Raw genomic sequence first — 26,857 nt, forward strand, 5'->3', positions numbered from 1 at the left:
CGCGACATAACCCCGAATGGCCGGCAAGTCAAGAAATAGAGAGGCCGCACCCCATGCAGAGTGAAGCGATGGTTACCTGATGGCTATTACTTCATATAGGTGGCGAGTTTAAGGCCGGCATTCATGAAATATACTGGATCGACGGCGTGGCCGTCCTGGCGCACTTCATAGTGCAGGTGCGTCCCCGTCGAGCGGCCGGTGCTGCCGGCAAGGCCGATGACGTCGTTGCGGTCGACCGTGTCGCCGACCTTGACCAGCACCTCGGACATATGCCCGTAGCGTGTCGAGATGCCGTTGCCGTGATCGACTTCGACCATGTTGCCGTAGCCGCCGGTCCAGCCGGCCGCAATCACCCTGCCGGGGGCGGTCGGGCGGATCCTTTCGCCCGGAGAAAAGCGGAAGTCGATGCCGGAATGGAGCGCGAGGCGGCCGAGGAAAGGATCACGGCGATTGCCGAAGGGGCTGGTCACTTCCTTGCCGATGGCGGGATTGCGGAAGGGCAGAGATTCGGCAGTGCTGCGCACCGCTTCGAGCCTCGTCAAGGCGCCGTCGAGCGCGACCAGCGAATTGTTGAAGTGGTCGTTGCTTTCAGGCTCGACATAGGGGCCGCCGACGGCATCGTCGTCGTCCTTCCTGGCAGCGGTCTCTGCCGGCATCGGGATATTGAAACGGGTCAGCACGGTCGCAATGGCATTGGCGGCATTGCCGGCATCGCTCGTCAGCTGCTCGACGCGGTTGCGCTGGTCCTGTTCGACACCCTTCAGCGACAGCGTCACCTTGGAGAAGATCCGGTCGGCGCGGTCGCCAACGGTTTCAGCGGACGGCACGTAGGCAAGCGTCGAGTTGTCGGGCGTCGCATCGGCGGGCGCCCCGCTCGCCAACTGTTTCTCGATCGCCTCGATGCCGCCACCGCTCAGCGAAGCGCGCTTGTCCTTGATATCAGGGGCAAAGGACTGGGGTGGAGACGGAGCGCTGTCCTTGTCGGTCAGGCCGGAGCTTTCGGCCCGGTCGAGCAGATTGTCGAGCTTGCCGTGGCGCGAGGTCAGCGCCATTTGCTGTTCCATCAGCTTGTCCACCTTATCCTCGACCACCTGCTGGTCGAGAAGCTGGCGGGACGTGATGCGGTCGACCTGGGCGCGAAGGGCGGCGATGCGATCTTCATAGTCGTGCTGCATGCGGGCTTGCCGCGCCATGGTGGCGCCGATCAGATCGTCGCGCAGCACGAGATAGGAGGTGGCGAGGAGGTAGCCGATCGAGAAGACGCCGATGAAGCAGAAGGCAAGAGCCGCCATCCATGGCCGGACCGTCATGTGGCGGACCTTGTCGCCGCTGGCCAGGATGAGGATATGTTCCTGCGCCCGCCTGCCGAATACCCGGTGCTGATGTCCGCTGTTCACGCAGGCTCTCCCGATTGATGCTCTACGCCTCTTTCGGAAAATTAGACACGTTTATGGTTAATGAATGCTTTCAGCGTCGCCGTTTACGCTAGAAAATCAATCATGTCACGCGTGGCTGATCGATGCCAGCGCGCGGTAGAAGGACGGCGTCAGCCCCGCCTCGGCGCGGGCGAGATCATTGAAGGGCGGCTTCAGCGGCCCACGGAAATTGGCGCGCACCAGCTCCTGGAAGGCCTTTGCCGGATCGCGCTTCTCGCGCGCACAGAGAAAGCGGAACCATTTGGCGCCGACCGCGACATGGCCTTTCTCGTCGTTGTAGATGACATCGAGAACATCGGCGCTTTCGAGATCGCCGGTCTGGCGCATCTTTGCCTGCAGGGACGGCGTGACGTCGAGACCGCGGGCTTCGAGAATCAGCGGCACGACGGCGAGCCTTGCCGTCAGATCGTTGCGCGTCGAATGGGCTGCCTGCCAGAGCCCGTCATGGGCGGGAAGATCGCCGTAATCGGCGCCGAGATCGTTGAGGCGCGCGCGCACCATGCGGAAATGCTTCGCCTCCTCGAAGGCGACCTGCATCCAGCCGTCGAAGAAGGAGTTCGGCACCTGTTCGGTCGCGAATCGCGCGACGATATCGAGCGCCAGATCGACGGCATTGAGCTCGATATGGGCGATGGCATGGAGCAGAGCGATCCGGCCTTTCAGCGTATGCAGCGAGCGCTTTTCCACCTGGGTCGGCGGCGTCAGCACCGGCCTGTCGGGACGGCCGGGTCTCTCGGGCAGGGCGGCGTCGAGCGGCGAGCGCAGCGACACCCGGCGGGCGAACCAGCGGGTGGCGCTTTCCTGCGCAAGCGCCGTCTTACGGTCGAGATCGGCGGAAGCGATCGCATCGATGGCGCCGCCGCGCAGCGAGGTTATCGTGAGATGCCCACTCACGCCGCCAGATTCCGCACGGCCTCGAGCACGGTTTCGGCATGACCCTGCACCTTCACCTTCTGCCAGATGGTGGCGATTGTGCCGTCCTGGCGGATGAGGAACGTGGTGCGCTCGACGCCCATGAAGTTGCGGCCGTACATGCTCTTTTCCTTCCAGACGCCATAGGCCTGCAGCGTCGTCTTTTCCTCGTCCGAGGCGAGCGCCACCGAAAGACGGTGCTTCCTGACGAACTTGTCATGGCAGGCGGCCGAATCGGGGGACATGCCGATGACAGCAGCACCCGCCGCCTCGAACTCGCCTGCCAAAGCGGTGAAAGCCAATGATTCGGCGGTGCAGCCTGTCGTGTCGTCCTTGGGGTAGAAGAACAGGACGAGAGGCCTGCCCTGGAATTCGGCCAGCGAGACGCGGCCGCCGCCGTCGCGGGGAAGGTTGAAATCAGGAGCCGAGGCGCCGATGCCGGGAACCGCCATAGGGAAAACCTTTCTTTTGCCGGGTTTGTGGATGACACTTTCTCTCCCCGAATTATATAGTGGATGGAAACCCGTCCAGCATGGCCGGGTTCAATTCTTCACTTAAAGGGAGAGCCCGAAGGCGCATGTCAGCCATCCGCGGCGAAAAGGTCACGTTTCGCAAGAAGGATATCGTTGCGCTGGACCGCTTGCCGTCCGCCCAGGCCGAGGATCCGATCATCGTTCATTGCCCGCCGCCGCGTTCGCCAATGCGACGCACGGCGAAGCTGACGCTCGGATTTCTCGGGCTGATTCTGCTTATTTTCGCTGCGATCATCTTCACCGTCGAGAGCGGCATGTTCGACAAGCCGCTGTCGCAGCAGGCGCAAGCGGCGTTGAACGGCGTGGCCGGACCGCGCTACCGCGCCGAGGTCGGCTCCACCGTCATTCGCTTCACCTCGGACTTCCGGCTGGCGCTGGAGGCGCGCAACGTCAACATGATCGACCAGGAGAGCGGTCAGCACCTGTCGACGACGGGTTCGGTGCGGCTGGGGCTCGATCCGCTGCAGCTTTTCCGCGGCCGCATCGCCGTTTCGGACATTGAAGCGGAGGATATCGCGCTCGATACCGCGCTTCTGCCGTCCGGCAATCCCGTCAAGCTCGACGATCTGCGCATCGACGCCGTGCCGGCGGCGATGGAGAAGATCTTCTCGCAGTTCGACATGTTCGACAGCATCGTGACGCGCGGCTCGACCAATTCGGTGCGCATCTCCGGCATCGACATCAAGCTTGCCGATACCGCCAACGGTCCGCTGTCGCTCGTCGTCGACAATCTCGTCTTTGCCCATGCCGGCCCCTCCTCGCTGCAATTGAGCGGCGAAGTCGCGCTCAATGGCGAGGTGGCGGAGCTCGACGTGCTGGCCGAGAAGGAAGACGGCCACGTGTCGAAGGTCGTGGCGACGCTGAGGCATGCCGATCTCACGCCCTTCGCGCTGAAACGCAATGATCAGGGCGTCATACGCCAGGGGCTCAACGCCTTTGCCGACCTGACGGTGTCGGCCACCCGGGGGCGCGATGGCGTGCAGCCGGCGCTGGCGGCGACGGTCGACATTGGCGCCGGCCTGATCTATGCGGACGGCGATCCGCAGGAGCTGTCGGGCGGGCAAATCAACCTCGTCTACGATTTCGACAAGCAGACGATCGAAATTGCCCGGTCGAACGCCCGGTTCGGCGCGACCACGGTCCCGATCAACGGCGCGCTCATCGATCTCGACAAGCTCGATCCGCAGGCCGGCAAAGGCTTCGGCATCGACCTGCTCGTCAGTGGCGGCACGGCAGCCCCCGGCGGCTCCGGCGAGCCGCCGCTCTCCTTCGACATCCAGGCGACCGGGCGCTACATGGTCGCTGGGCGGGAATTCCGGTTTCCCAACATGACCGTCTCCAGCCCGCTCGGCGCGCTTTACGGATCACTTGATGTCAAGCTCGGGGACAAATCGCCGGAGATCAGCTTTGCCGGCCAGTCGGCACAGCTGCAGACGACAGCGATCAAGCAGCTCTGGCCGTTCTGGATGGCGCCCAAGGTGCGCACCTGGGTCCACGGCAACCTCTTCGGCGGCACCGTCACCAACGCCGCCATCTCCGTCTTCATTCCCTTCGGCAGGCTGGACGAGGCCGCCGGCGGCAGGGGATTGAAGCTCGACGCCAACCAGATCCGCATCGGCTTCGACATCGCGGGCGCGCGGATGAACGTTGCCGGCGATATTCCGCCGATCCGCGACACGTCAGCCCATTTCGACCTGACCGGCCCCGTTGCGACGATCGCGATCAAGAGCGGCACGTCCTATTTCCCCTCCGGCCGATCCGTCGGTCTCGGGCAGGGAACCTTCATCATGCCTGCCACCTACGACAAGCCGCTGATGGCGGATATCGATCTCGCCGTCTCCGGGGCAGCGGACGCCATCGGCGAACTTCTGACCTACCGGCCGGTGCGGGTGCTGCAGCGCGCCGGCTTCACGCCCGACGATCTCAAGGGGCGGATCGAGGCGCATGTGAAGGCGCATTTCGGCCTGCTCTCCTCGCAGAACCCGCCGCCGGCCGAATGGACGGCGGCAATGAAGCTCACCGATATTGACCTTGCCAAGCCGTTTTCCGGCCGCACGATCAGCAATCTCGACGGCACGCTGAACGGCAATCCGAAACAGATCACGCTCGACGCCAAGGCCCAGATCGACGGCGTCCCGGCCGAAATCGATCTTGCCGAGCCGGTCGAGGCATCCGACAGCGCGAAGCGGCAGCGGGTGATCACCGCGACGCTCTCCGAAGACCAGCGCAACAAGCTGATACCCGGCCTTTCCGGCATCATCGGCGGCAGCGTGAAGATGGTGCTGACGCGGATCGACGACGACCGGCAGGACGTCCAGCTCGACCTCACCAAGTCGCAACTCGACCTGCCGTGGATCGGCTGGTCGAAGGGCAGCGGCATTGCGGCATCGGCCGAATTCGAAACCTCCGGCCCGGCCGACAATACCCAGATCAAGAACTTCCGGCTGAAGGGCGACGGTTTCGGCGCCAACGGATCGATGAACATCGGCAAAGGCGGGCTGATCTCGGCCGATTTCGACAGCGTCAAACTCTCCTCGCTTGACGATTTCGCCCTGTCTGTCAAGCGCAGCAAGGGCAGTTTCGACGTCTCGGTCTCCGGCGACAGCGCCGATGCGCGCCCTGTTATCGCACGGTTGAAATCGGGCTCGGGCGGTGACGATGACGGGGATGCCGGCGACACCAGCGTATCGGTGCGCGCCAGGCTGAAAAACGTCATCGGCTTCAACGACGAGAAGATTGGCAATTTCCAGGCGCAGATGTCGCTGCGCGGCGACAAGCTGCAGGCGCTGAACTTTTCCGCCGTTACCGATAGCGGCGAGGCCGTGGTCAGCCAGATGAAGGACGGCGGCGTCATCAACATCACCAGCGGCGATGCCGGCGCGGTGTCGCGTTTCGCCGATCTCTACCAGCACATGCAGGGCGGTCTGCTCAATCTGGCGATCCGGCTTTCGGCAGAGGGCGGCTGGGACGGCTCGCTCGACGTGCGCCGTTTTGCGATCGTCAACGAACAACGGCTGCGCTCGATCGTCTCGACGCCCGTCGGAAACGAGCAGCGCAGTCTCAACGAGGCGGTCAAGCGCGATATCGATACTTCGTCGCAGCGCTTCCAGCGCGGTTTTGCCCGCGTTGTCTCGCGCAATGGCATGGTCGGTATCGAGAATGGCGTGCTGCGTGGCGACCAGATCGGCGCGACCTTCCAGGGCGTGGTGCGCGACCGCAAGGGCAATATGGACATGACCGGCACCTTCATGCCGGCCTACGGCCTCAACCGGCTCTTTGCCGAGCTGCCGCTAATCGGCGTCATCCTCGGCAATGGCAGCGACCGCGGCCTGATCGGCATTACCTTCAAATTGACCGGCAAGTTCGACCAGCCGAACCTGCAGATCAATCCGCTGTCGATCATCGCACCCGGTGTTTTCCGGCAGATCTTCGAATTCCAGTGAAGCAGGCAAGGCAGATAGTCGAGGCCGCCGACACCATGCCAGCGATAGCCGTAGGCATCAGCCGATCTCAGGGCTTTCCTTGCGCATCCGTATCATCCGTTCGATCCAGCGCAGGAGTTTGCGCTTAGCGGGCGGGGCTATATGCACCTGCCGGCAATTTCGTTGTCGCGGAAGAGCGTATTTTAGTGCATTCTGATGTAATCCTCGGTCTCAGCCCGGAAACAACGGCCGTCGGAGAATGCCATGCAGTGCTCCCGGACAGTCTCTTTCGCATCGGCCGCCATGATCGTCGTCTCGATCGGCCATCAGGCTTCGTATTCTGCGGAGAAGGGCGCGCGGCCAAAGCCGCCGGAGAGCATCCGCTCCGGCCATATTCTTGCTGTTCCCCTCGACGCGACGGTGACGCCGCCGATCTTCTCGATCAGTTGGTGGTCGCGGGTGAATCCCGCTTCAGCCATTGATCCGCCGGGCTATCTTGTTCGAGAGACCAAACGGAATGACGCTGAAAACCAGCAAAGAGCTGAATGATCTCCTCGCCGCCGCCGTGGCTAAACACAGAAAAGCCGGCGCGGGCGCCGGCTTCGGTATCTCGAAACTGAATCCGCTTACGCCGCGCGGCGGATCAGGATGTGCTTCTTCTTGCCGAGCGAGAGCTTGATGATGCCGTCGGCGGTGATTTCACCGCTGCCGATCATCTTGCGTTCGTCGCTGACTGCCTCGTCGTTGATACGGACAGCGCCGCCCTGGACGTGACGGCGAGCTTCGCCATTCGACGCGGCAAGGCCGGCGCGAACGATCAGTGACAGCAGGCCGATGCCCGCGTCGAGTTCGGAAGCGGGCACGTCGACCGAAGGCAGGTTTTCCGAGAGACCGCCTTCCTCGAAGGTCTTGCGCGCCGTTTCGGCCGCCTGTTCAGCGGCCTCACGGCCGTGCAGGATCGCCGTTACCTCGGTCGCAAGTATCTTCTTGACCTCGTTCAGTTCCGAACCGCCGATCGCCGAAAGCCGTGCGATTTCGTCCATCGGCAGGGCGGTGAAGAGCTTGAGGAAGCGCGGCACATCGGCGTCTTCGGTATTGCGCCAATATTGCCAGAAGTCATAGACAGGCAGCAGATCGGCATTCAGCCAGACTGCGCCGGATGCCGATTTACCCATCTTGGCGCCCGACGATGTCGTCAACAGCGGCGAGGTCAGGGCGTAGAGCTGCTGTGTCCCCATGCGGTGACCAAGATCGATACCGTTGACGATATTGCCCCACTGGTCCGAACCGCCCATCTGCAGGCGGCAGTCGTAGCGTTTGGCCAGCTCGACGAAATCGTAGGCCTGGAGGATCATGTAGTTGAATTCCAGGAAGGACAGCGACTGCTCGCGGTCAAGGCGCGTCTTCACACTGTCGAAGGACAGCATGCGGTTGACCGAGAAATGGCGGCCGACATCGCGCAGGAACTCCAGGTAATTCAAAGTACGCAGCCATTCGGCATTGTTGATCATCAATGCGGCGTTGCCAGGCTTGCCGTAATCGAGATAGTTCGAAAAGCAGCGCTTGATCGATGCGATATTTTCTTCGATCGTCTCGATCGTCATCAGCTTGCGGGCTTCCTCCTTGAAGGAGGGATCGCCGACCATGCCGGTGCCGCCGCCCATCAGCGAGATCGGGCGATGGCCCGTGGCCTGCAGCCAGTGCAGCATCATGATCTGTGTGAGATGGCCGACATGAAGGCTGGATGCCGTCGGGTCATAACCGATATAGGCCGTCACGGTTTCCTTGGCGAACAGGTCGTCCAGGCCGCTTTCATCAGAGATCTGATGAATGAAGCCGCGCTCTTTCAGCGTGCGGAGGAAATCGGACTTGAACTCGGACATGGGTTTCGTCTCTTGATATCTGCGTTCGACCCGTGGGGCTCGCGCAAGTTCGTTGTTGTTGATCTGTCGCGGCGCGTTTAGCACTGTTTTTATAAAAGTGCATCCGGGAATCGCAGGGAGGCAAGCCTCATGGATGTCATCAGGACTGCGATCGGCCTGATGAGCGGCACGTCGATGGACGGAATCGACGTGGCGCTGATCAGGACCGACGGCCGCGGCTTCATCGAGCGCGGGCCGTTCATGGGCGTGCCCTATGACGCCGATTTTCGCGGGCGGCTGAAACGGGCGCTGGAACTGGCGCGGCCGCTCCGCGACCGGCGTGAACGGCCGGAGGAGCTTCGCCAGATCGAGCTCGAACTGACCGTGCGGCATGCAACTGCCGTAACGGCATTTCTGGAGCGTTTCGGGCTTTCTGCCGATGGCGTCGATGTTCTCGGTTTTCATGGCCAGACGGTGCTTCATCGCCCGGACGAAGGATTGACGATCCAGATCGGCGACGGGGGGGAATTGGCGCGCCGAACCGGCATATCGGTGGTCTATGACATGCGCGCCAACGACATGCTTCACCGCGGGCAGGGCGCGCCGCTGGTGCCGGCCTATCACGCGGCACTCGCAGGAAAATTCCAGCAGGCGGGACAGGCGGTGTGTTTCGTCAATATCGGCGGTATCTCCAATCTGACCTTCATCGGTGGGGATGGCCGGATCGCGGCCTTCGACAGCGGGCCGGGCAATACGCTGATCGACCAGTGGGTGGAAATGCAGACCGGCAAAACCTATGATCCCGGCGGCGAGATCGGCGGGCGCGGCAAGGTCGTGGCCGCTCTCGCGGAACGGTATCTCGCAAGCCCGTTCTTTCGCGGCAATGTTCGCCGCTCACTCGACCGCGGCGATTTCGCGCCGCTGCGGCCCGAGGAGGCGAGCCTCGAGGACGGCGCCCGCACGCTGGCGCATGTCGCCGCCGCCTCGATCATCAAATCTGCCGGCTTCCTGCCCGAGAGCCCATCGATCTATATCGTCTGCGGCGGCGGGCGGCTGAACGCCACCGTGATGGCGGAGTTCTCGGTTATGGCCGAAAGGCTGGGCTCGAAGGTATTGACGGCCGAACAGGCCGGCTTCGACGGCGATGCGATGGAAGCAGAGGCCTGGGCCTATCTCGCCGTCCGCTCGCTGGACGGGCTGCCGTTGACATTTCCCGGCACGACGGGGGTCGACGCCCCTGTCAGCGGCGGGATGCTGGCAAGGCCATGAGAGAGCAGCAGGTCATCCTGAAGACGCCCCGGCTCACCTTAGTCATGTGGGACGAAGGCGATGCGGCTCTGGTGCAGCAGCTGCATTCGACGATGGCGACGACCCGGTATCTGCCCGGTCAGGCGCCATGGAGTCTCGAAAAGGCCGAAAAGCGGCTGCGGGGCTGGTTCGAGGAACAGGCACGCGACGGCACGACCAAATACAAGGTACTCGCCGAGGACGGCCTATTCATCGGCCGTGCGGGGATTTCGAAGTTCAGGAGCGAGCAGTTCGAACTCGGTTATTCCCTGCGCGAGGAAGCGTGGGGCAAGGGCCTTGCGACCGAGGCGGCGAGCGCGCTTTCCGACTGGTTCTTCGACAGGCAGTTGGCATCCGGCTTCATCGCCTTCACGCATCCCGAAAACACCGCCTCGCAGCACTCCATCGATCCTGATCGATGGAGTGCTTGACACGGCTTTCGAACTCACCGCCGATATGCGGCCGGCAAAGCTCTAACTTTTGACGGCGAGTGGCCGAACATTCGATTCACGTCCGCCCTGATTTCCATCCTCGACGCCCCTGACCTGAGCGATGAACGAGAATTTCTTGCGAAGGCCGAGGATCGGTTTCTCGATGAAATGCCAGGACAGCACCGCGACGGCGAGAGCCGAGGGCAGGCCGACCAGATAGAGCGCCAGCGCACCATATTTCGGGTAGAGAAAGATTGAGGGGAACGAGCTGATCCAGATCTGCAGGAACGGATCATGGTAGAGATAGACGCCGTAGGAATAATCGCCTTTCCTGAAAAAGGCCGGAATGGGCACCTCCGACAGGCCGATGAAGACTGTGATGTAGACGAGCGAGGTGATGACGATCGGCCGGTTGATCACCGACTCCACAGCCCGGCTGTCGAGGGTGAGAATCGCGACGATGCAGACCAGGCAGGCGGCGGCGAACAGCCAGCGGGAATGCGGAATGACCGCTTTGAACTGAAAGACGACGATGCCCATCATGAAGGCCGTTATCAGCTGGGAGCCGCGGCTCATGAACAGGAAGCGAGCGATCGGCTTGATTGAACCGGGCAACAGATAGGGCATCTTCTGTACGATGAGACCGATGACGATGTAGGCGATCGTCACGCCGAGCAGCTTGTAGCGCGTCTTCACGATGGCGGTGATCATCAGGAATGACATGATGATGTAGCAGAAGATCTCCCATGGAACCGTCCAGAGAGCACCGTTGACACGCTGGCTCGGATTATCCTGGAAGACGCCCGGCAGCTCGTAATGGATCCAGCCGACGATATTCAGAAAGTATTTGAAAAACCGCGGATCGGTAAAATATTCGGCGTGATAGACGATCGTTACGATCGGCCCGATGATCAGCGAACAAACGACGATATCGACGGCCAGTGCCGGAACGATACGCAAGCCGCGATTGATCAGAAAATTCCGGAGACTCAGGCGCTGGGCGCTGCCCGCGATCAGAAATCCGCTCAAAGCGAAAAACATCGGAACAAGAGCGTATTCGGTGAACCAGAATACCGAGCCTCTGATGAAGGCATCATTCCGCGTCAGCAAAAACGAATGCGTCAATACGATAGAAAAGGCGAGTCCAATTCGAAGAAAGTCGAACCCCGGACCGATACCCCTATACTTATCCAGGACTTCCCCGAACGACTTGGTCATTACGGACCTCGCTTTAGTTAGGATCGCGAGGACCCTACCGCACTGCAATATATATTGCAACACGATAGGTGATCTGTTCTGGCACAGCCGGCGCGGTTGTGTCCGGCCCGTCTCCACAGGGAGAAGACGGGCTCGTGCGATGGCGTCAGCGGATCCGCTTGGCGGCCGGTTCCGGCACCAATTCACCGTTGAGGCGGCGGTCGAGATAATCCTCGCATTCGCCCATCAGCGTTTCCACCTGACCATTGAAGAAGTGGTTGGCATTGGCAACGGTGCGATGGGTGATGAGGATGCCCTTCTGAGTCTTCAGCTTTTCCACCAGGCCGTTGACATCTTTTTCCGGGGCCACCTTGTCGGCCTCGCCATTGATGATCAGGCCGGAGGAGGGGCAGGGCGCCAGGAAGGAGAAGTCGTAGGTATTCGGCTGCGGGGCGATCGACATGAAGCCCTCGATCTCCGGCCGGCGCATCAGGAGCTGCATGCCGATCCAGGACCCGAAGGAATAACCGGCGACCCAGCAGGTCTTCGAATCGGGATGCAGGCTCTGCACCCAGTCGAGCGCAGAGGCGGCATCCGAGAGTTCGCCGGCGCCATGATCGAATTCGCCCTGGCTGCGGCCGATGCCCCGGAAATTGAAGCGTAGGGTCGTGAACCCGCGCTTCTGGAACATGTAGAAGAGCTGGTAGACGATCTGATTGTTCATCGTGCCGCCGAACTGCGGATGCGGATGCAGGATCAGGGCGATGGGCGCGCTTTTTTCCTTGGAGGGCTGGTAGCGGCCTTCAAGACGGCCGGCTGGGCCGTTGAAAATAACTTCGGGCATTGGTACTCCGGGTTTTATTTCGCGTTCGCGCTGCGTTGGACGACAACATGACTTGACTAGTGTTGTCAGCTTTTCTAAAACGCAGTTTAGAACAATTCGAAACTTGCATGGCGATCCACGCATCGTGGAATGTGTCATAAGGCAAGCCCGGCGGAAATTTCAAGAAAAATGAGCCGCGGATGCTGAAGCAAGCTCGTCAAGCGCAGGACTGAAGATCATGGCGCCGCCACGCCTTTATCTCGACTGGAATGCCACAGCGCCGTTGCACCCCGCAGCTCGCGAGGCGATCATGCGCGCCATCGACATTTTCGGCAATCCAAATTCCGTTCACGGCGAAGGCCGTGCCGCCCGCGCTGCGATCGAAGGCGCACGGCGCAAAGTGGCGGCTCTCGTCGGCACCGACGCCGGCAATGTGGTCTTCACCAGCGGCGCGACCGAGGCCGCCAATCTGGTGTTGACGCCGGATTTCCGCATGGGCCGCACGCCGCTCCGGCTCGGCCATCTCTACTTTTCGGCGATCGAGCATCCTGCCGTGCGCGAAGGCGGCCGCTTCGCCAGGGAGAAGATGACGGAAATCCCGGTTACCGAAGCCGGGACCGTCGATCTGGATGCGCTCGCCACCCTGCTCGACGCCCATGACAAGGCCGCCGGCCTACCGATGGTCGCCATCATGCTCGTCAATAACGAGACGGGTATCGTCCAGCCTGTGGAGGCCGCGGCAAAGATCGTGCATGCCCATGGCGGCCTCCTCGTCGTCGACGCCGTCCAGGCGGCGGGGCGTCTGGCGCTCGATATCGAGAAGCTCGGCGCCGACTTCATGATCGTTTCCTCGCACAAGATCGGCGGGCCGAAGGGCGCTGGTGCGCTGATTGCCCGCGGCGAGGCGCTGATGCCCAGGCCACTGATCCAGGGCGGCGGGCAGGAGCGCGGTCACCGGTCGGGGACACAGAATTCCCTGGCGCTGATCGGCTTCGGCGCGGCGGCGGAGGCTGCTGCCTGCGAATTCGAGGCGCGTAATGCGGCGATCGGCGCATTACGCGAGCGGCTGGAAGCCGGCATGCGTCGGGCGGCAGCCGATGTGATCATCCACGGCGCGGGCGGCGAGCGTGTTACCAACACGATTTTCTTCACCCTGCCGGGGCTGAAGGCCGAGACCGGACAGATCGCATTCGATCTCGAAGGCGTAGCGCTTTCGGCGGGTTCTGCCTGCTCGTCCGGACGGCTCGGCGAAAGCCATGTGCTCACGGCGATGGGACGTGACGCCAAGCTCGGGGCGCTGCGGATCTCGCTCGGCTTTTCGACGACCGAAGAGGATATCGACCGGGCGATTGCGGCTTTTGCGAAGATCGCCTGCCGGCGAAGGTCGGCGGGCGAGGCGGCCTGACCCGCGTCAAAACTTGCGGAAACACAAATTTCCGCTTGCCAATCGGGCTGAAAAGTCCCTTTTGGCCTCTTACATTAGGGCAAGAGAATTGCCCAACGTGAAGGGCAAGTGAATTGCCCAAACGCTACAAGCTGCCGGACCTTGTATCCGGCGAGATTGGAGAATGAGATGGCTGCCGTGCAGGAAACGATCGACCAGGTGCGCCTGATCGATGTGGACCAGTACAAATACGGTTTCGAGACCGTCATCGAGATGGACAAGGCGCCGAAAGGCCTGTCCGAGGACATCATCCGCTTCATTTCCGCCAAGAAGCAGGAGCCGGAATGGATGCTGGAATGGCGTCTCGAAGCCTATCGGCGCTGGCTGACGCTGGAAGAGCCGACCTGGGCGCGCGTCGATTATCCGAAGATCGATTTCAACGACATTTATTATTACGCCGCGCCGAAGAGCACGCCGGGCCCGAAGTCGCTCGACGAGGTCGATCCGGAGCTGCTCAAGGTTTACGAAAAGCTCGGCATTCCGCTGCGTGAGCAGGAGATCCTGGCCGGCGTCGAGAAGCCGAAGATCGCCGTCGACGCGGTTTTCGACAGCGTTTCGGTCGTCACCACCTTCAAGGCAGAGCTGAAGAAGGCCGGCGTGATTTTCATGTCGATTTCGGAAGCCATCCGCGAGCATCCGGAACTGGTGCAGAAATACCTCGGCTCCGTGGTGCCGACGAGCGACAACTATTATGCGACGCTGAATTCGGCTGTTTTCACCGACGGCTCCTTCGTGTTCATTCCGAAGGGCGTTCGCTGCCCGATGGAGCTGTCCACCTATTTCCGCATCAACGAGAAGGGCACCGGCCAGTTCGAGCGCACGCTGATCATTGCGGAAGAAGGAGCCTACGTCTCTTATCTCGAAGGCTGCACGGCCCCGCAGCGTGACGAAAACCAGCTGCATGCCGCCGTGGTCGAGTTGGTTGCGCTCGACGATGCCGAGATCAAGTATTCCACCGTCCAGAACTGGTATCCCGGTGACAAGGAAGGCAAGGGCGGCATCTACAACTTCGTCACCAAGCGCGGCGATTGCCGCGGCGACCGCTCGAAGATCTCCTGGACGCAGGTGGAAACCGGCTCGGCGATCACCTGGAAATATCCGTCCTGCATCCTGCGCGGCGACGACAGCCGCGGCGAGTTCTATTCGATCGCCGTCTCCAACGGCCATCAGCAGATCGACAGCGGCACCAAGATGATCCATCTCGGCAAGAACACGTCGAGCCGCATCGTCTCCAAGGGCATCGCCGCTGGCGTATCCAACAACACCTATCGCGGCCAGGTCTCGGCCCACCGAAAGGCGTCGAATGCGCGCAACTTCACCCAGTGCGATTCGCTCCTGATCGGCGACAAATGCGGCGCCCATACCGTGCCCTACATCGAGGCGAAGAACTCGACGGCGCAGTTCGAGCATGAAGCGACGACCTCGAAAATCTCCGAGGACCAGCTGTTCTACTGCCTGCAGCGCGGCATTCCTACCGAAGCGGCGATCGCACTGATCGTCAACGGCTTCGTCAAGGAAGTCCTGCAGGAGCTGCCGATGGAATTCGCCGTCGAGGCGCAAAAGCTGATCAGCATTTCGCTGGAAGGCTCGGTGGGCTAAATACGGTCTCCGTCATCCTCGGGCTTGTCCCGAGGATCTGCTGTGGCCGGAGGATAGGGATGTGTGGTTTCGTCTATATGATGTCCGACAAGCCACGAGGCGTGATCTACACCGGCGTCAGGAGTGATTTGCACGGTCGCATATGGGAACACCGCAACGAAATCCATAAGGGTTTTACGGAGAAATACAGAGCAAAGAACCTCGTCTGGTTCGAGAGCCATCCGAACATCGTGTTGGCGATCCAGCGGGAGAAATCTTTGAAGCGTTACCTGCGCGAATGGAAAATCAAGCTTGTCGAGGGATTCAATCCGACCTGGATCGATCTTTACGAGCGGATCGACGAAATTGAGAATGTCTATCGACCGCATCCGAATACGCGGGAGTGGAGCGATTACAATTGAGGGCTTAGATCCTCGGGACAAGCCCGAGGATGACGGATCGAGGCCGGTGCGAACGGTCAATCAGGCGGCACTTGAACCCGCTGTATGAACAGGAAAAACGAAATGCTTGAAATCAGAAACCTCCATGCCCGCATCGCCGAAGACGGCACCGAGATCATCCGTGGCCTGAATCTGACGGTGAAGGCCGGCGAAGTTGCCGCGATCATGGGGCCGAACGGCTCCGGCAAGTCGACGCTCTCCTATGTGCTCTCCGGCCGCAGCGACTACGAAGTCACCGAGGGCGACATTCTCTATAATGGCGAGAGCATTCTCGAACTCGATCCGGCCGAACGCGCCGCCAAGGGCGTCTTCCTTGCCTTCCAATATCCGGTGGAAATTCCGGGTGTCGCCACCATGCAATTCCTGAAGGTGGCGATGAACGAGCAGCGCAAGGCACGTGGCGAAGACGAGTTGACGACGCCGGATTTCATGCGCCGGGTCAAGGATGCCGCGGGCAAGCTGCAGATCAATACCGAGATGCTGAAGCGGCCGCTCAACGTCGGCTTTTCCGGCGGCGAGAAGAAGCGCGCCGAGATCCTGCAGATGGCGCTCTTGGAGCCGAAGCTCTGCGTGCTCGACGAAACTGATTCCGGTCTCGACATCGACGCGCTGAAGATCGTCGCCGACGGCGTCAACGCGCTGCGCTCGCCGGATCGCGCCGTCGTGGTCATCACCCATTACCAGCGCCTGCTCGACTATATCGTGCCGGATACGGTTCACGTGCTCTACAAGGGCCAGGTGATCAAGTCGGGCGACAAGACGCTGGCGCATGAGCTTGAGGCCAACGGCTATGCCGACATCATCGGTGCGGCAGCCTGAGTTTCGGGTGGAAAGGACGACGTCCATGAACATGCAGACGACGAGCCGCCTGACTGCGGCCGAAGCGGCGCTGATCGAGGCCTTCAACCATCAGATCGGCGACCTGCCGGGCAACGGTGCGGTGACGGCTCTGCGCGACCGGCTTCTCGACGACCTGAAGAAGGCCGGACTGCCGACGCGCCGCATCGAAGCCTGGCACTATACCGACCTCAAGAATCTTCTGCGCACTGTCCCGCCGCAGGCGGGTGATGCCGGCTCGGAGGCTTTGGAGCCGCTCGTTGCCGATTCCGCAGTGCTGACGGTCATCCAGGGCCATTCCAACCAGAAGGCCGCAGCCGGCGACCTCGGAATTTCCAGCTATTCCGAACGTCTGCTCGACGGCTCTGCCGCGGACGGGCTCGATGCGCTCGGCAGCGACGACGCAGTCGGCCGTATCAACGGCAGCTTCGTGCGCGACGGCTATGTCGTCGACGTGCCCGCCGGTACCGAGCTTGAAAATCCGCTTGAAATCCAGTTCGTCCATGCGGGCGGGCAGGCACATACGCGCCTTCCCGTGTCCTTCGGCGCCGGCGTCAAGGCGACCTTCATCGAGCGTCACCTTGCGGTATCAGGCGATGCCGCGCTGGTGTCTCACGTCAGTGACATCACTGTCGGCGAAGGCACCGAGCTGACCTGGATCATCCTGCAGCAGCAGGGAGGCGACGATACGCATCTCGGCCAGATCCGCATCGATCTCGGCGCCGATGCGAAGCTCCGCCTGTTCGTCATCAACGCCGGCGGCAAGCTGGTGCGCCAGGAACTGCATATCAAGGTGACGGGCGAGGGCGCTGATCTGACCCTGCGCGGCATCAACCTGCTTGGGGCAGAAAGCCATACAGACGTAACGATGGTGCTCGGCCACGATGTGCCGCATACCGGCTCGACAGAAGTGATCCGCAACGTCGTCTTCGACCGGGCCAAGGGCGTCTTCCAGGGCATGATCCGGGTTGCGCCGGATGCGCAGAAGACCGATGCCAAGATGGCCTGCAACACGTTGCTGATGTCCGACGATGCCGAGTTCTCGGTCAAGCCCGAGCTCGAAATCTTCGCCGACGATGTGCAGTGCGGCCACGGCGCGACGGTAACCGATATCGACGCCAATCATCTCTATTACATGATGGCGCGCGGCATTCCGGAGAAGATTGCGCGGGCGATGCTCGTCAATGCCTTCGTCGCTGAGATCGTCGAGGAACTGGAAGATGAAGCCCTGGTCGAGGCGCTGGAAGGCGTGATTTCGGCCTGGCTCGAAAAGCACGCCTGATCGGAATTGCGATGGACAAGATAGTGCCGGCCACCCAATACGACGTCGAAGCCATCCGCCGGGATTTTCCGATCCTGGCGGAGAAGGTGCACGGCAAGCCGCTGGTCTATCTCGACAACGGCGCCTCGGCACAGAAGCCGCAGGTGGTGATCGATGCCATCTCGCATGCCTATTCCCATGAATATGCCAATGTGCATCGCGGCCTGCATTATCTCTCGAATGCTGCGACCGATGCCTATGAGGGAGCGCGCGAGAAGGTCCGCCGCTTCCTCAATGCGCCCTCGGTTGATAACATCGTCTTCACCAAGAATTCGACGGAAGCGATCAATACCGTCGCCTATGGCTGGGGCATGCCCAAGATCGGCGAGGGCGACGAGATCGTCCTGACGATCATGGAGCACCATTCCAACATCGTGCCCTGGCACTTCATCCGCGAGCGGCAGGGCGCCAAACTCGTCTGGGTGCCGGTCGATGACGAGGGCGCCTTCCATATCGAGGATTTCGAAAAGAGCCTGACGGAACGCACCAAGCTCGTCGCAATCACCCATATGTCGAATGCGCTCGGCACGATCGTTCCCGTCAAGGAAGTCTGCCGGATCGCGCATGAGCGTGGTATCCCGGTGCTGATCGACGGCAGCCAGGGCGCCGTGCATCTGCCGGTCGACGTGCAGGATATCGATTGCGACTGGTATGTCATGACCGGCCACAAGCTCTACGGCCCATCCGGCATCGGCGTGCTCTACGGCAAGAAGGAGCGGCTGCAGGAGATGCGTCCGTTCCAGGGCGGCGGCGAGATGATCTTCGAGGTCGCCGAGGATATCGTCACCTATAATGATCCGCCGCATCGCTTTGAAGCCGGCACACCGCCGATCGTGCAGGCGATCGGGCTGGGTTATGCGCTCGACTATATGGAGAAGATCGGCCGCGAAGCGATCGCTAAGCATGAGGCCGATCTTGCCTCTTATGCTGTCGAGCGGCTGAAATCGGTCAATTCGCTGCGGATGTTCGGGACGGCGCCGGATAAGGGCAGTATCTTTTCCTTCGAGCTTGCCGGCATTCATGCCCATGACGTCTCGATGGTGATCGACCGGCAGGGTGTTGCGGTCAGGGCCGGCACACATTGCGCCATGCCGCTCTTGAAACGCTTCGGCGTCACCTCCACATGCCGTGCATCCTTCGGCATGTATAATACCCGCGCCGAGGTCGATGCTTTGGCCGATGCGCTTGAATATGCGCGCAAGTTCTTTGCCTGAGGAGTGTCCGTGATGAGCCTGGACGAAAGCGAACAGAAGATCGACGTGCGCGAAGGCATCGTGCATTCCAGCATTCCGGCCGATGAGCTGGCACGGCTCAGCGACGACGTCATCAGCGCGTTGAAGACCGTCTACGACCCGGAGATCCCGGCCGACATCTTCGAACTCGGCCTGATCTACAAGATCGACATCGAGGACGACCGGATGGTGAAGATCATGATGACGCTGACCGCGCCCGGCTGCCCGGTTGCCGGCGAGATGCCGGGCTGGGTCGAAAATGCCGTCGGCGCCGTCGAAGGCGTATCGGGCGTCGAGGTCGCAATGACCTTCGATCCGCCGTGGACGCCGGATCGTATGTCCGAAGAGGCGCAGGTCGCGGTCGGCTGGTATTGATAGAGCCGGTATTGATCCGTTTACCTCGGAAGACTACATTTTGAATCACGAAGCGCCGGATCTTGACCCCGGTTGCGGAAGGAGAATGAGCCGATGGGCTTTGCAATCATGAGCATGACGGACGGCGCTGCGGCCCGCGTCAAGGCGATCGTCGAGAATTCGGGACCGGAGGCCAAAGGCATTCGCGTCGGCATCAAGAAGGGCGGCTGCGCCGGGATGGAATACACCATCGACCTGGTGACCGAACCCAATGCCAAGGACGACCTGATCGAGCGTGATGGTGCGAAAGTCTGGGTCGAACCGTCGGCGGCTCTTTACCTGCTCGGCACCGAAATGGGCTTCGAGACGACGACGCTGCGCTCCGGCTTCACCTTCACCAATCCGAACCAGACATCGGCCTGCGGCTGCGGCGAATCCGTCGAGCTGAAACCCGCCGATCTCGCGGCCCTTGCCGCACAGCGCCAGGGCGAGCCGGCGCATTCCTGACAGCTTTCAGGCCGGCGGAAAATTTTCCGCCAGTAGGTCTCCGGTGAAATCGGGCGTGTTCAGTCGCGCTTGATGCTCATCAGCATTTCCCACATGTCGGCGCCGGTCTCGAAGACCACGGCGTTTGCCTTGTAGCTCTGCTCGGCTTCGATCAGGTCGGTCAGTTCGGTGGTGGGATCGACATCCGACGCCGTCGGGCTGACGACGGCTTGGACGCCGCCTGGTTCAACGGAGGTAAGACTGGTGTTCAGCCTGGCATATTCAGGCGTGCTGCTGTTTGCGATGTTGTTGGCAATCGCGCCGACCCGCGTCGTCTGCGCCCGCATTCCTGAAAGAGCAGTGCTCGTAATGCCCGATATGCTCATCGCTCGTGTCCCCAGAACTGGATGAAATCCTTGTACATGCAAGGGTTTAGGGAATTCTGAAGGCGTTGCGTTACCAAAGACCTATGGGTGAGGGCGTATTGCTATCCATATGTTCCGGATTGGCACGGAACAAGATAGGCGGGTCGCAGAACCATGAAGCAGCTTCGCTATCGCGACGCCACCCAGTCGTGCCAGTCGCTCTCATTGCCGTTGAAGACGTTGAGGTCGATCTTGCCGTCGACGCCATCGGAAAGGCCGGAGCCGGAATACTGCCAGAACAGCCACTTGCGGCCCGGATAGACCTTGGATGGGTGAGCGGCCACTGAGCGCAGCCAGAAGGGATAGTCGAGCATTTGGCCCTTCAAATTGTCGCGGTAGAAGTCCGGCGCCGTGTAAATGATCGGGCGCTGGCCGTAATAGCGTTCCAGCTTGTCCATGAAGACCTGCATTTTTTCCCGGACGCGGGCGGGAGAAATGCGCCGCTTGCAGCTCGATTCGCCGTTCCATTCGACGTCGATGACGGGCGGAAGTGCGTTGGCTTCCCTCGGCACGTTGCGGATGAACCAGTCGGCCTGCTCGCCGGCTGTCCGGCACCAGTAGAAGAAGTGATAGGCGCCGTGTTTAAGGCCGGCTTCCTTGGCCCGGCGCCAATTCTTCTTGAACATCGGATCGAGGTGATCGCCGCCGTCGGTCGCCTTGATGTAGACGAAGTTCGCGCCCTGCTGCCGCAGCGTTTCCCAGTCGATCTCGCCCTGCCAGCGTGACACGTCGACGCCGTGCACGGCAAGCTTTCTGGGGGAGGTGGAGCCGAAATTGATCGGCTTGGCGTCGCGGAAGCGGTGACCGTAAATTCGCGAGCGTGTCGGCGATTTCGTGCCGGCATCGGGATCGATCCCCGGGTTGGCGGGCATGAGCATCGCCACCGGCCTTTCCGTCGGCATCGGCATGCCGACCGGCCTGTCTGCGGGCACAAGCGCCTGCGGCTCCGGAACCTGCCCAGCCCAGCTCAACGGTTGCTGCGCCGGACTTGCTTGCGGCGCGGGATCCCCCACGGCGGCAGCCGGTATCGGGCCGCTCGGCTGGGTGATGGCATTGGTCGTTTCCCGCGACGGCACAGGGGTCAGCACATCTTCGGCGCCGGAACTGGCGGCGCATCCCGAAAGGATCAGGGCGGCGAGGAGGATTGCTGGCACAGCCGATGGACGCATAAGAACCTGCACGCAAAACAAGGGATCGACGGTGATCCATGGTGATGGAAGCCGCCTTTATGAATTGCTAACAGAGACTTGCTAAGAAAGGTTAAATTTGACCGATGCCTCAAAACTGAGATGACCGAGTTCGCGCCGCGTATCGACGTTTGGGACGGAAATCTTCCCTGTCGATGTCGCCATTCAGCCCGAGCGACCGGCTCTCATACCGGCAATCAGAATATCGATGAGTTGCCTTGCCGCATCCCGCCAGGCGGGGCCGCAGCTGATGCTCGCGCCGCCCGCCAGGGCGCGCAGGATATCGAGCGGGTCCATCGCCAGACGGATTTCACCGGCGGCGACGGCGCGATCCACCAGCAGATTGACGGCGCCTATGATCAGATCGGCGGAATCGGCATAGAGCTCGGAGGTGCCGCCGACCAAAGAGTCCAGCACCTCGGACATGCCGCGTTTCGTCACGACATAATCGACGAACTGCACCAGCCACAGACGAAGCGCTTCGACAGGCGGATGTGTCTCGGCAAAGCTTTTGGCGGCAGCGGCCAGCTGCGTCGTCTCGTTGCGGTAGATAGCTGAAACCAGTGCATCGCGCGTCGGGAAATGGCGATAGAGCGTGCCGATGCCGACGCCGGCGATGCGGGCGATTTCCTCCAGGCTGGCGCGGGAACCCTTGTCGGCAAACACGGTCTTTGCCGTTTCCATCAGCAGCAGACGATTGCGTTCGGCATCCGCACGCGGCTTTCGGACGGTGGATCCGTCACTCTTTTCAGCCATTTCCCAGAAGTCCCCTTGATAAGCGGAGGAACCCTCCATATTTATCTGGAGGCATCCTCCTTTTATTCCATTAGAGGCCGGCGGGCAATGGTCCACCAGCCCGGAGCGGTGCGTCCATGATCAAGGAGATAATCATGAGTGGAGTTTTTGGCGCGACATCGACCACCGACGAGGTGCTCGCCGACGTCGATCTCAAGGGTAAACGTGTGCTGGTGACGGGTGTTTCGGCCGGCCTCGGCGTGGAAACCGCGCGTGTACTGGCAGCCCATGGAGCGCAGGTGGTGGGGACCGCACGTGACCTTGCAAAGGCGAGGGCGGCAACGGAAGTCGTGCGCGCCGATGCGGCCAACGGCGGCAGCCTCGATATCGTCGAGCTCGATCTTGCGTCCCTCGCAAGCGTGCGCGCCTGCGCCGATGCGCTCATCGCGGATGGCCGCCCGTTCGATGTCGTCATTGCCAATGCCGGCGTAATGGCTGCTCCCTTCGGGCGCACCGCCGATGGTTTCGAAACGCAGTTCGGCACCAACCATCTCGGTCATTTCGTGCTGGTCAACCGCATTGCACCGCTCGTCAAATCGGGCGGTCGCGTGGTGATCGTCGCATCCTCGGGCCATCGCATGGCGCCTTTCAGCCTCGACGACCTCAATTTCGAGAGCAAGGCCTATGAGCCCTGGGCGGCCTATGCCCAGTCGAAAACCGCAAATATCCTGTTCGCGGTGGAGCTCGACCGGCGCCTCCAGGAGCGCGGCATCCGTGCGACGGCACTGCATCCCGGCGGCATCAACACCGAGCTCGGCCGTCATCTCGACCCCGACATGATCGAAGGCATGATGGCGCAAATCAACGCAGCACTCGCCGCCGAGGGCAAGCCGTCCTTCGAGTGGAAGACGATCCCGCAGGGCGCCGCTACATCGATCTGGGCAGGTTTCGTCGCCCCGGCAGATGCGGTCGGGGGCAGATATTGCGAAAATTGCCACGTCTCCGAAGTGACCGATGCGGAGATCAGCCCGATTTCCGAAGGTGTGCGCAGCTACGCGCTCGATCCCGAGACGGCCAGGGCATTGTGGGCCAAAAGCGAGGATATGGTCGGCGAGCGCTTCTAGACGGTAAACCCGCACACTTGGGCGCTGATAGAGAGCAGGGGACCGGGAAATCGGTGCCCCTGCCGAGGCATTGAAGCTGGTTGAGCCACGCGGGGCGTCGTGTCTTCATCGTCCATTCCAGCGGTTCTTATCGATCGCCGCCGTTCAGGCCTTGATGTCGAGGTCCGCTTCGACGGCGGCGGCGATGAATGCCTTGCGGGCATCCTCGCCGGTGCGCTTGCCCTTGATGACGTCGGCGCAGACCAGCAGCGCCTGGTCGAGCGCGGCGCCATCTTCCGTCGGCCAGTCCTCGATCATCGCCCAGGAGGCGGCCTGGGTGTTATCGATGGTCACGTATTGGCCGGGCTCTTCGAAGGCGATGAGCACAGGCTTCGACCAGGGCGCCTGCATTCTGGCTTCGCTTTGATCCTGGGGCATGAGATGACCTTCTTTCGCGCATATCTATCAGAATTAGGAAAGCCCCTCCCATGATGGAAGGGGCTTGGATTGTCCAGCCTTTCGCTACAGCATCAGGCTTGAGCGCTACTCGGCGGCCTCTGCGTAGGCCTCGACCGGCGGGCAGGTGCAGATCAGGTTGCGGTCGCCATAGACGTTGTCGACGCGATTAACCGGCGACCAGTATTTGTCGACGCGGAAGGCGCCGGGGGGGAAGCAGGCCTGTTCTCGGCTATAGGGGCGATCCCATTCGCCGACGAGGTCTTCCACCGTATGCGGGGCGTTCTTCAGCGGGTTGTTGGCCTTGTCCATGCGGCCGTCCTCGATGGCGCGGGCTTCCTCGCGGATTGCCAGCATCGCTTCGCAGAAGCGGTCGAGCTCGGCCTTTGTCTCGCTTTCCGTCGGCTCGATCATCAGCGTGCCGGCGACCGGCCAGCTCATGGTCGGCGCATGGAAGCCGCAGTCGATCAGCCGCTTGGCGACGTCGTCGACGGTGACGCCTGCGCTGTCGACCAGCGGGCGGGTGTCGATGATGCATTCATGCGCGACGCGGCCGGTCTTCGATTTGTAGAGCACGTCATAGGCGCCCTTCAGCCGGGTGGCGATATAGTTGGCGTTGAGGATCGCCACCTTGGTTGCCTGCGTCAGGCCTTCGCCGCCCATCATCAGGCAATAGCTCCAGGAGATCGGCAGGATCGACGCCGAGCCGAAGGCTGCCGCCGAAACCGCACCGGAACGGCCGTCGGTTTCGGGATGGCCGGGCAGGTGGGCCGCCAGATGCGCTTTGACGCCGATCGGGCCCATGCCGGGACCGCCGCCCCCATGCGGGATGCAGAAGGTCTTGTGCAGGTTCAGGTGGCTGACGTCGGAGCCGATGTCACCGGGGCGGGACAGGCCGACCATGGCGTTCATATTGGCGCCGTCGAGATAGACCTGGCCGCCATTGGCATGCACGAGATCGCAGATTTCCTTGACGGTTTCCTCGAAGACGCCGTGCGTCGAGGGGTAGGTGATCATGCAGCAGGCGAGGTTTGCCGCATGCTCTTCAGCCTTGGCGCGGAAATCGTCGAGATCGATATCGCCGTTTTCACGCACCTTGACGACCACCACCTTCATGCCGACCATCTGGGCGGAGGCCGGGTTGGTGCCGTGCGCCGAGGTCGGGATCAGGCAGACGTCGCGATGGCCGTCGCCATTGGCGATATGATAGTTGCGGATCGTCAGCAGGCCGGCATATTCGCCCTGCGCGCCCGAATTCGGCTGCATGGAGAAGGCGTCGTAGCCGGTGACGGCGCAAAGCTTTTCGATCAGGTCGTCGATCATTTCGCGATAGCCAAGCGCCTGGTCTGATGGCACGAAGGGATGGATATCGGAAAATTCCGGCCAGGTGATCGGAAGCATTTCCGCCGTCGCGTTGAGCTTCATCGTGCAGGAGCCGAGCGGGATCATCGAGCGGTCGAGCGCCAGATCCCGGTCGGAGAGCCGGCGGATGTAACGCGTCATCTCGCTTTCGGCGCGGTTCATGTGGAAGATCGGATGGGTGAGGTAATCGCTGGTGCGGAGCAGGTCCTTTGGCAGGCGGTAGGAAGGCTCGAAATCGGCGATGATGAAATTACCGCCGAAGGCGCGCCAGACGGCTTCGAGCGTCGCTGGCCGGGTGCGTTCGTCGAGGCTCATGCCGATTTTGGTTTCGCCGACCTTGCGCAGATTGACGCCTTCAGCGACGGCGGCACGCAGGATGAGGCCCTGCATATGGCCGACATCGACAGTGATGGTGTCGAAGAAGGTCTCGGGTTCGACCTTATAGCCAAGCTTTTCCAGGCCCTTGGCCATCAGCACGGCCTTCTGGTGTACCTGCTGGGCGATCGCCTTGATCCCCTTCGGGCCGTGGAAGACGGCATACATCGAGGCCATGACGGCTAGCAGCACCTGGGCGGTGCAGATGTTCGAGGTCGCTTTCTCGCGGCGGATATGCTGTTCGCGGGTCTGCAGCGACAGGCGATAGGCGCGGTTGCCGCGGGCATCGACGGAAACGCCGACGAGGCGGCCGGGCATGGAGCGCTTGATGGCGTCTTTCACAGCCATATAGGCCGCATGCGGGCCGCCGTAGCCGACCGGGACGCCGAAGCGCTGCGAGGAGCCGACGGCAATATCGGCGCCCATTTCGCCGGGCGATTTCAGCAGCGTCAGCGCCAGGATATCGGCGGCGACCACTGCTATGGCGCCGGCCTGATGCAGGCGGGCGATCAGGCCGGTGAAATCATGCACGTGACCATGCGTGCCGGGATACTGGAAGATCGCGCCGAAGACATCGACGGGGTCGAGATCGGTGAAGGGATTGCCGACAATGACACTCCAGCCGAGCGGCTCGGCGCGGGTGCGGACGAGGGCGATGGTCTGCGGGTGGCAGTCGGCATCGACGAAGAAGGCTTTTGCCTTCGACTTGGAGACGCGCTCGGCCATCGCCATGCCTTCGGCGGCAGCGGTCGCCTCGTCGAGCAACGAGGCATTGGCGACGTCGAGGCCGGTCAAGTCACAGATCATCGTCTGGTAGTTCAACAGCGCTTCCAGGCGACCCTGGCTGATCTCCGGCTGATAGGGCGTATAGGCCGTGTACCAGGCGGGGTTCTCCAGGATGTTGCGCTGGATGACGGGCGGCGTGATCGTGCCGTAGTAGCCCTGGCCGATCAGCGACACCAGCACCTTGTTCTTGTTGGCGGTGTCGCGCAGCTTGTCGAGCGCCTCGCGCTCGGTCATCGGCGCGCCCCAGACAAGCGGCGCCTTCTGGCGGATCGATGGCGGCAGCGTGGCGTCGATCAGGTTGTCGAGGCTGTTATAGCCGATCACCTTCAGCATCTCGGTCATTTCAGCCGGCGAGGGGCCGATATGGCGTCGATTGGCAAAATCGTAGGGCTGGTAGTCGGTGAACTGGAATTCTGTCGGCGTCGTCATTACGCAGTGAGCTCCTTGTAGGCCGCCTCGTCGAGCAGGCCATCGGCGTCCGCAGCATTGGCAAGCTTCAGCTTGAAGAACCAGCCGGCGCCCTGAGGATCGGAATTGACCAGCGACGGATCGGCAACGATGGCCGGATTGACCTCGGTGATCTCGCCGTCGAGCGGACAATAGACGTCGGAAGCAGCCTTGACGGATTCGACGGTGGCGGCATTGCCGTTCTTGGAGAAGGTCGCGCCGACTTCCGGCAGTTCGACGAAAACCAGGTCGCCGAGCTGATCGACGGCATAATTGGTAATGCCGACCGTCGCAACGCCGCCTTCGATCTGCAGCCATTCGTGTTCTTCGGTGAATTTCAGCATTGTTCGTCCTCTCTGGAAAGG

At 61.8% G+C, this 26,857-nt stretch carries 24 protein-coding genes and 1 pseudogene; 13 read left to right on the forward strand and 12 right to left on the reverse strand.

Translation table 11 applies throughout. The annotated features are described in order from the left end of the window. Positions 1 to 86: 86 nt before the first annotated feature. From CO667_RS17745 to CO667_RS17755, 3 genes are all read right to left on the reverse strand, one after another. Positions 87 to 1,397 (reverse strand): peptidoglycan DD-metalloendopeptidase family protein, encoded by a 1,311-nt coding sequence (locus CO667_RS17745; protein ID WP_097619606.1) that lies wholly within the window; start codon positions 1,395 to 1,397, stop codon positions 87 to 89. A 105-nt stretch (positions 1,398 to 1,502) separates the two neighbouring features. Continuing rightward, positions 1,503 to 2,330: a ferritin-like domain-containing protein gene (locus tag CO667_RS17750; protein ID WP_097619607.1), complete on the reverse strand. Its 828-nt coding sequence runs from the start codon at positions 2,328 to 2,330 to the stop codon at positions 1,503 to 1,505. Further along, positions 2,327 to 2,800: a peroxiredoxin gene (locus CO667_RS17755; protein WP_097619608.1), complete on the reverse strand. Its 474-nt coding sequence runs from the start codon at positions 2,798 to 2,800 to the stop codon at positions 2,327 to 2,329. The genes CO667_RS17750 and CO667_RS17755 overlap by 4 nt, the downstream gene beginning before the upstream one ends. A gap of 125 nt (positions 2,801 to 2,925) precedes the next feature. On the opposite strand from CO667_RS17755, the gene CO667_RS17760 reads away from it, so the two are divergent. Beyond that, positions 2,926 to 6,324, forward strand: a complete 3,399-nt coding sequence (locus CO667_RS17760) for an AsmA-like C-terminal domain-containing protein (protein ID WP_097619609.1) — start codon at positions 2,926 to 2,928, stop codon at positions 6,322 to 6,324. Between the two features lie 282 nt (positions 6,325 to 6,606). After that, positions 6,607 to 6,852, forward strand: coding sequence for a hypothetical protein (locus CO667_RS17765; RefSeq protein ID WP_348627813.1), 246 nt, complete (start codon positions 6,607 to 6,609; stop codon positions 6,850 to 6,852). Between the two features lie 77 nt (positions 6,853 to 6,929). On the opposite strand, the gene tyrS is transcribed toward CO667_RS17765, so the two are convergent. Further along, positions 6,930 to 8,186 carry a tyrosine--tRNA ligase gene (gene tyrS, locus CO667_RS17770; RefSeq protein ID WP_097619611.1) on the reverse strand — a complete coding sequence of 419 codons (1,257 nt, stop codon included), beginning with the start codon at positions 8,184 to 8,186 and terminating at the stop codon, positions 6,930 to 6,932. A gap of 129 nt (positions 8,187 to 8,315) precedes the next feature. Between tyrS and CO667_RS17775 the strand changes: the two genes are divergently transcribed. Together CO667_RS17775 and CO667_RS17780 are read left to right on the forward strand one after the other, a co-directional pair. Next, positions 8,316 to 9,434 carry an anhydro-N-acetylmuramic acid kinase gene (locus CO667_RS17775; RefSeq protein WP_097619612.1) on the forward strand — a complete coding sequence of 373 codons (1,119 nt, stop codon included), beginning with the start codon at positions 8,316 to 8,318 and terminating at the stop codon, positions 9,432 to 9,434. After that, positions 9,431 to 9,929 (forward strand): annotated as a pseudogene (locus CO667_RS17780) (GNAT family N-acetyltransferase). Before CO667_RS17775 ends, CO667_RS17780 begins: the two are co-directional and overlap by 4 nt. Here the strand turns inward: CO667_RS17780 and CO667_RS17785 are convergent. Both CO667_RS17785 and CO667_RS17790 read right to left on the reverse strand, forming a co-directional pair. Continuing rightward, positions 9,926 to 11,101 (reverse strand): acyltransferase, encoded by a 1,176-nt coding sequence (locus CO667_RS17785; protein WP_097619613.1) that lies wholly within the window; start codon positions 11,099 to 11,101, stop codon positions 9,926 to 9,928. The pseudogene CO667_RS17780 and the gene CO667_RS17785 sit on opposite strands and share 4 nt — an antisense overlap. A 145-nt stretch (positions 11,102 to 11,246) precedes the next feature. After that, positions 11,247 to 11,924, reverse strand: a complete 678-nt coding sequence (locus CO667_RS17790; RefSeq protein ID WP_003559715.1) for an alpha/beta hydrolase — start codon at positions 11,922 to 11,924, stop codon at positions 11,247 to 11,249. Between the two features lie 217 nt (positions 11,925 to 12,141). On the opposite strand from CO667_RS17790, the gene CO667_RS17795 reads away from it, so the two are divergent. The 8 genes from CO667_RS17795 (at position 12,142) to sufA (ending at position 19,637) form a co-directional block, all read left to right on the forward strand. Continuing rightward, complete coding sequence (locus CO667_RS17795) at positions 12,142 to 13,308, forward strand: cysteine desulfurase family protein (RefSeq protein WP_097619614.1); 1,167 nt, start codon at positions 12,142 to 12,144, stop codon at positions 13,306 to 13,308. Between the two features lie 168 nt (positions 13,309 to 13,476). Continuing rightward, complete coding sequence (gene sufB, locus CO667_RS17800) at positions 13,477 to 14,946, forward strand: Fe-S cluster assembly protein SufB (RefSeq protein ID WP_097619615.1); 1,470 nt, start codon at positions 13,477 to 13,479, stop codon at positions 14,944 to 14,946. Positions 14,947 to 15,005: 59 nt separating this feature from the next. After that, on the forward strand, positions 15,006 to 15,347 hold the full coding sequence (locus CO667_RS17805; protein ID WP_097619616.1) for a GIY-YIG nuclease family protein: 342 nt from the start codon (positions 15,006 to 15,008) through the stop codon (positions 15,345 to 15,347). 102 nt (positions 15,348 to 15,449) lie between these two features. Next, positions 15,450 to 16,205: a Fe-S cluster assembly ATPase SufC gene (sufC, locus tag CO667_RS17810; RefSeq protein ID WP_037073856.1), complete on the forward strand. Its 756-nt coding sequence runs from the start codon at positions 15,450 to 15,452 to the stop codon at positions 16,203 to 16,205. Positions 16,206 to 16,230: 25 nt separating this feature from the next. Then, positions 16,231 to 17,505 carry a Fe-S cluster assembly protein SufD gene (gene sufD, locus CO667_RS17815; protein ID WP_097619617.1) on the forward strand — a complete coding sequence of 425 codons (1,275 nt, stop codon included), beginning with the start codon at positions 16,231 to 16,233 and terminating at the stop codon, positions 17,503 to 17,505. Between the two features lie 11 nt (positions 17,506 to 17,516). Continuing rightward, the gene (locus CO667_RS17820) at positions 17,517 to 18,758 is read left to right on the forward strand and encodes a cysteine desulfurase (RefSeq protein WP_097619618.1); all 1,242 of its coding nucleotides are present in this window, start codon (positions 17,517 to 17,519) and stop codon (positions 18,756 to 18,758) included. Between the two features lie 12 nt (positions 18,759 to 18,770). Next, on the forward strand, positions 18,771 to 19,151 hold the full coding sequence (locus tag CO667_RS17825) for an SUF system Fe-S cluster assembly protein (RefSeq protein WP_003559708.1): 381 nt from the start codon (positions 18,771 to 18,773) through the stop codon (positions 19,149 to 19,151). Positions 19,152 to 19,244: 93 nt separating this feature from the next. After that, a complete protein-coding gene (gene sufA / locus CO667_RS17830; protein WP_097619619.1) occupies positions 19,245 to 19,637 on the forward strand; it encodes a Fe-S cluster assembly scaffold SufA in 393 nt (130 codons plus the stop codon). 59 nt (positions 19,638 to 19,696) lie between these two features. On the opposite strand, the gene CO667_RS17835 is transcribed toward sufA, so the two are convergent. The 3 genes from CO667_RS17835 to CO667_RS17845 form a co-directional block, all read right to left on the reverse strand. Continuing rightward, positions 19,697 to 20,002, reverse strand: coding sequence for a flagellar basal body rod C-terminal domain-containing protein (locus tag CO667_RS17835; RefSeq protein ID WP_097619620.1), 306 nt, complete (start codon positions 20,000 to 20,002; stop codon positions 19,697 to 19,699). A 167-nt stretch (positions 20,003 to 20,169) separates the two neighbouring features. After that, entirely contained in the window at positions 20,170 to 21,210 is a 1,041-nt protein-coding gene (locus CO667_RS17840; RefSeq protein ID WP_097619621.1) for a GH25 family lysozyme, read from the reverse strand. A gap of 183 nt (positions 21,211 to 21,393) precedes the next feature. Then, a complete protein-coding gene (locus tag CO667_RS17845) occupies positions 21,394 to 22,023 on the reverse strand; it encodes a TetR/AcrR family transcriptional regulator (RefSeq protein ID WP_097619622.1) in 630 nt (209 codons plus the stop codon). Positions 22,024 to 22,118: 95 nt separating this feature from the next. Between CO667_RS17845 and CO667_RS17850 the strand changes: the two genes are divergently transcribed. Further along, positions 22,119 to 23,087: an SDR family NAD(P)-dependent oxidoreductase gene (locus CO667_RS17850; protein ID WP_179874167.1), complete on the forward strand. Its 969-nt coding sequence runs from the start codon at positions 22,119 to 22,121 to the stop codon at positions 23,085 to 23,087. A gap of 144 nt (positions 23,088 to 23,231) precedes the next feature. Here CO667_RS17850 and CO667_RS17855 read toward each other — a convergent pair whose 3' ends face one another. The 3 genes from CO667_RS17855 to gcvH all read right to left on the reverse strand — a co-directional run bounded on the left by CO667_RS17855 (position 23,232) and on the right by gcvH (position 26,836). Further along, the gene (locus CO667_RS17855; RefSeq protein WP_179874171.1) at positions 23,232 to 23,477 is read right to left on the reverse strand and encodes a DUF982 domain-containing protein; all 246 of its coding nucleotides are present in this window, start codon (positions 23,475 to 23,477) and stop codon (positions 23,232 to 23,234) included. A 132-nt stretch (positions 23,478 to 23,609) separates the two neighbouring features. Next, the gene (gene gcvP, locus CO667_RS17860) at positions 23,610 to 26,474 is read right to left on the reverse strand and encodes an aminomethyl-transferring glycine dehydrogenase (RefSeq protein WP_097619625.1); all 2,865 of its coding nucleotides are present in this window, start codon (positions 26,472 to 26,474) and stop codon (positions 23,610 to 23,612) included. Continuing rightward, positions 26,474 to 26,836 carry a glycine cleavage system protein GcvH gene (gene gcvH, locus CO667_RS17865; RefSeq protein WP_097619626.1) on the reverse strand — a complete coding sequence of 121 codons (363 nt, stop codon included), beginning with the start codon at positions 26,834 to 26,836 and terminating at the stop codon, positions 26,474 to 26,476. Before gcvH ends, gcvP begins: the two co-directional genes overlap by 1 nt. Positions 26,837 to 26,857: the final 21 nt, after the last annotated feature.

The sequence above is a fragment of the Rhizobium sp. L43 genome (assembly GCF_002531725.1).
Classification (GTDB): domain Bacteria; phylum Pseudomonadota; class Alphaproteobacteria; order Rhizobiales; family Rhizobiaceae; genus Rhizobium.

Coding starts and splice junctions, on each gene's coding strand:
- CO667_RS17790 (WP_003559715.1), bottom strand. CDS start 11,924: ATGCCCGAAGTTATTTTCAACGGCCCAGCCGGCCGTCTTGAAGGCCGC.
- CO667_RS17845 (WP_097619622.1), bottom strand. CDS start 22,023: ATGGAGGGTTCCTCCGCTTATCAAGGGGACTTCTGGGAAATGGCTGAA.
- gcvH (WP_097619626.1), bottom strand. CDS start 26,836: ATGCTGAAATTCACCGAAGAACACGAATGGCTGCAGATCGAAGGCGGC.
- CO667_RS17760 (WP_097619609.1), top strand. CDS start 2,926: ATGTCAGCCATCCGCGGCGAAAAGGTCACGTTTCGCAAGAAGGATATC.
- CO667_RS17855 (WP_179874171.1), bottom strand. CDS start 23,477: ATGCAGGCGCCCTGGTCGAAGCCTGTGCTCATCGCCTTCGAAGAGCCC.
- CO667_RS17775 (WP_097619612.1), top strand. CDS start 8,316: ATGGATGTCATCAGGACTGCGATCGGCCTGATGAGCGGCACGTCGATG.
- sufA (WP_097619619.1), top strand. CDS start 19,245: ATGGGCTTTGCAATCATGAGCATGACGGACGGCGCTGCGGCCCGCGTC.
- CO667_RS17765 (WP_348627813.1), top strand. CDS start 6,607: ATGATCGTCGTCTCGATCGGCCATCAGGCTTCGTATTCTGCGGAGAAG.
- CO667_RS17850 (WP_179874167.1), top strand. CDS start 22,119: ATGAGTGGAGTTTTTGGCGCGACATCGACCACCGACGAGGTGCTCGCC.
- tyrS (WP_097619611.1), bottom strand. CDS start 8,186: ATGTCCGAGTTCAAGTCCGATTTCCTCCGCACGCTGAAAGAGCGCGGC.
- CO667_RS17795 (WP_097619614.1), top strand. CDS start 12,142: ATGGCGCCGCCACGCCTTTATCTCGACTGGAATGCCACAGCGCCGTTG.
- CO667_RS17785 (WP_097619613.1), bottom strand. CDS start 11,101: ATGACCAAGTCGTTCGGGGAAGTCCTGGATAAGTATAGGGGTATCGGT.
- sufD (WP_097619617.1), top strand. CDS start 16,231: ATGAACATGCAGACGACGAGCCGCCTGACTGCGGCCGAAGCGGCGCTG.
- sufB (WP_097619615.1), top strand. CDS start 13,477: ATGGCTGCCGTGCAGGAAACGATCGACCAGGTGCGCCTGATCGATGTG.
- CO667_RS17805 (WP_097619616.1), top strand. CDS start 15,006: ATGTGTGGTTTCGTCTATATGATGTCCGACAAGCCACGAGGCGTGATC.
- CO667_RS17835 (WP_097619620.1), bottom strand. CDS start 20,002: ATGAGCATATCGGGCATTACGAGCACTGCTCTTTCAGGAATGCGGGCG.
- CO667_RS17840 (WP_097619621.1), bottom strand. CDS start 21,210: ATGCGTCCATCGGCTGTGCCAGCAATCCTCCTCGCCGCCCTGATCCTT.
- CO667_RS17825 (WP_003559708.1), top strand. CDS start 18,771: ATGAGCCTGGACGAAAGCGAACAGAAGATCGACGTGCGCGAAGGCATC.
- sufC (WP_037073856.1), top strand. CDS start 15,450: ATGCTTGAAATCAGAAACCTCCATGCCCGCATCGCCGAAGACGGCACC.
- CO667_RS17820 (WP_097619618.1), top strand. CDS start 17,517: ATGGACAAGATAGTGCCGGCCACCCAATACGACGTCGAAGCCATCCGC.
- gcvP (WP_097619625.1), bottom strand. CDS start 26,474: ATGACGACGCCGACAGAATTCCAGTTCACCGACTACCAGCCCTACGAT.
- CO667_RS17755 (WP_097619608.1), bottom strand. CDS start 2,800: ATGGCGGTTCCCGGCATCGGCGCCTCGGCTCCTGATTTCAACCTTCCC.